This window comes from Bradyrhizobium sp., from assembly GCF_019242285.1.
Lineage (GTDB): Bacteria > Pseudomonadota > Alphaproteobacteria > Rhizobiales > Xanthobacteraceae > Bradyrhizobium.
Genome location: NZ_JAFAVV010000180.1, coordinates 1 through 3197, shown reverse-complemented (window position 1 = coordinate 3197; position 3197 = coordinate 1). Strand labels below are relative to the sequence as shown.

The following is a 3197-nucleotide window of genomic DNA, read 5'->3' as shown; positions in this document are numbered from 1 at the left end:
GAGCCGATGCCGCCGATCCTGGCGATCTCGCTGCGTGCCCCGCCCGCGGCGCGCACGATGGTCTCGTGCTCGACATAGACGCCGTCGGGGAGCGGATTCTTCACCGAGACCCGCACGACGCGCTTGCCTGCCCGCTCGATGCGATCGGCGGTGTTGCGGCTGAAACCGTCGTCGACGCCGACGATCGCGGTGCCCTCGCGCTGCACGCCGGCGACCAGCCGCTCCTTCACCACCGCATAATGCGCCAGCGTACCGTGGCGGTCGATATGGTCCTCGCTGATATTGAGCAGGACGCCCACGGTCGGATCGAGCGAGGGCGTCAGGTCGATCTGGTAGGACGACATCTCGACGACGTGCACCCTGCCCTTGCGCGGCGGCTCCAGCGACAGGATCGCGGTGCCGATATTGCCGCCCATCTGGGTGTCGTAGCCGGCGACCTTCATCAGATGCGCGATCAGCGCGGTCGTGGTCGACTTGCCGTTGGTGCCGGTGATCGCGACAAAGGGCGCGTCCGGCGCATGGCGGCGCCGCTCGCGGCAGAACAGCTCGATGTCGCCGATCACCTCGACGCCGGCCTCGCGCGCCATCAGCACGCTCCAGTGCGGCGCTGGATGAGTGAGCGGCACGCCCGGGGTGAGCACCAGCGCGGCAAAATTGGCCCACGACACCGTGCGCAGGTCGGCCGTGGTGAAGCCGGCCCTCGCGGCCTCCGCCAGTTGGTCGAAACCGTCGTCGCCCGCGATCACCTGCGCCCCGCCCGCCTTCAGCGCGTGGCAGCTCGCGAGCCCGGAGCCGCCGAGGCCGAACACGGCGACCGTCTTGCCCGCGAAGGAGGTGATGGGAATCATGGCCTCTCGGTCATCGCAGTTTCAGCGTGGACAGGCCGGCGAGTGCCAGCATCACCGCGATGATCCAGAACCGGATCACGATCTGCGGCTCGGTCCAGCCGAGCTGCTCGAAATGATGGTGGATCGGCGCCATCCTGAAGATGCGTTTTCCGGTGAGCCGGAAGGAGGCGACCTGCACGATCACCGAGACCGCTTCCAGCACGAACAGTCCGCCGATCACGCCGAGCACGATCTCGTGCTTCACTGCGACCGCGATCGAGCCGAGCATGCCGCCCAGCGCCAGCGAGCCGGTGTCACCCATGAAGATCGAGGCCGGCGGCGCATTGAACCAGAGAAAGCCCAGTCCCGCGCCGAACACCGCGCCACACAAGACCGCAAGCTCGCCGGTGCCGGCGACATAGTTGATCTGCAAATAGTCGGAGAAGACGGCGTTGCCGGCGAGATAGGAGATGATGCCGAAGCTCGCCGCAGCAATCATGACGGGCACGATGGCGAGGCCGTCGAGACCGTCGGTCAGGTTGACCGCATTGCCGGAGCCGACGATGATGAAGGCGCCGAACATCACGAAGAAGATGCCGAAATTGAGCACCACGTCCTTGAAGAACGGAATCACCAGCGAGCTCGAGAACGGCTGGCGGCCGAGCCGCATCAGCGCGTAGCAGGCGACGAACGCAATCGCCGCCTCGATCGCGAGGCGGGTGCGGCCGCCGAAGCCGCTCGAGGTCTGCTTCGTCACCTTGAGATAATCGTCGTAGAAGCCGACGAAACCGAAGCCGAGCGTCACCGCGAGCACGATCCAGACATAGGGGTTCATCGGGTTAGCCCACAACAGCGTCGAGACCACGAGCCCGGACAGGATCATCAGCCCGCCCATCGTCGGCGTGCCCTTCTTGGTCAACAAATGCGATTGCGGGCCGTCGGCACGAATCGGCTGGCCCTTGCCTTGCCTCAGCCGCAGGTGATCGATGATCCACGGTCCGAACAGGAACACGAACAGCGCGCCGGTCGCGATCGCCCCGCCGGTGCGGAAGGTGATGTAGCGGAAGACGTTCAGGAGGGTGTGCAGACCGGAGAGCGCGGGAAAGGTGTTGGAGAGTTCGATCAGCCAGTAAAACATGCGTTCCGCCCTATGCCGCAGCTTGCTGCGCGCTCTTGCAGAGAAGGCGCCTTCGCAAGCGCGTTCACGATCATGGACATCCTCGAACCCCGCGCCCCTTTAACCATGATCGCGGATGAAGCGCGAGTGGGGCGAGCTGAAAGATTAGGTGCTTTGAGTCAAATTTTTGCCTGCAACGCGGCCGACAACCGGGGCACGAACCTGTTCACCCAGAACATCTTCTTGCTGCCCTTGACCACCACCACGTCGCCCGCGCGCAACAGCGCGGCGACGCGCGGCGCTTCGAGCGTGGCCGGATCCTCGTGCCACCCGAGACGCTTGTCCTGCGGCAGCAGCTCGTAAAGCTCGCGCATCAACGGACCGACGCAATAGACGCCGTCGATCGCGTCCAGGTGCCGTGCCAGCCCCTGGTGATAGGCGACCGCGTCGCCGCCCAATTCCAGCATGTCGCCGAGCATCGCGATCCTGCGCCCGGTCTCGACCCGCCGCGCGGCGAGGCTCTGTAGCGCCGCGACCATGCTGGCCGGATTGCCGTTGAAGCTGTCGTCGATCACCGTGATGCCGCCCGCGCTCTGCTCGACACCGCGCCCGGTCATGATGCCGACGCTGCCAAGCTTTTCCGCGAGCGGCTTGACGTCGAGGCCTGCGGCCTCGATCGCGGCGAGCGCCGCGAGCGCGTTGTGCACGCGGTGTGGCGCGCCGGGCGTCAGGCTGAATTCGACGGGCCTGCCACCGACCAGCGCAGCGACGTGCCAGCCGTCGCCCTGCGCGACATGTTGCAGTTCCCGCGTCTCTGATCCCTCACCGAAGCGGACGATCGTCCCGTTCCATTCCGGGGCATCGACATCTGCGGGCAGCACCAGGACGCCATCCTTCGGCAAACCCTGCGCGATGCTCACCTTCTCCCGCCGGATCGCCTCCAGGCTGCCGAGCTTCTCCAGATGCACCGGCTGCACGTTCACCACCAGCGCCACCGTCGGCCGCGTCAGCTCGGCCAGTCGCGCGATCTCGCCGGGCTGGTTCATGCCCATCTCGACCACCCACAATCGCGCGTCCGGTCTTGCGTTGCACAACGTCAGCGGCACGCCCCAGAAATTGTTGAAGCTGCTCGGGCTCGCGTCCGCGCCGGGATAGGCGGCAACGAACTCTTTCGTACTGGTCTTGCCGGCGCTGCCGGTCAGCCCGATCACCGGCGCATGGAAGCGCGCCCGCGCCGCGCGTGCGAGCGCCCA

General features: G+C 66.5%; 3 protein-coding genes. All 3 read right to left on the bottom strand.

Going from position 1 to position 3197, the window contains the following annotated elements:
* On the bottom strand, positions 1-848 hold an 848-nt coding region (gene murD, locus JOY90_RS06805), incomplete at its 3' end, for a Mur ligase family protein (RefSeq protein ID WP_291690384.1).
* A gap of 10 nt (positions 849-858) precedes the next feature.
* Complete coding sequence (gene mraY, locus JOY90_RS06800; protein ID WP_291690383.1) at positions 859-1965, bottom strand: phospho-N-acetylmuramoyl-pentapeptide-transferase; 1107 nt, start codon at positions 1963-1965, stop codon at positions 859-861.
* Between the two features lie 158 nt (positions 1966-2123).
* Positions 2124-3197, bottom strand: a 1074-nt coding sequence (gene murF / locus JOY90_RS06795; RefSeq protein WP_291690382.1) for a Mur ligase family protein, incomplete at its 5' end; no start/stop codon positions are given.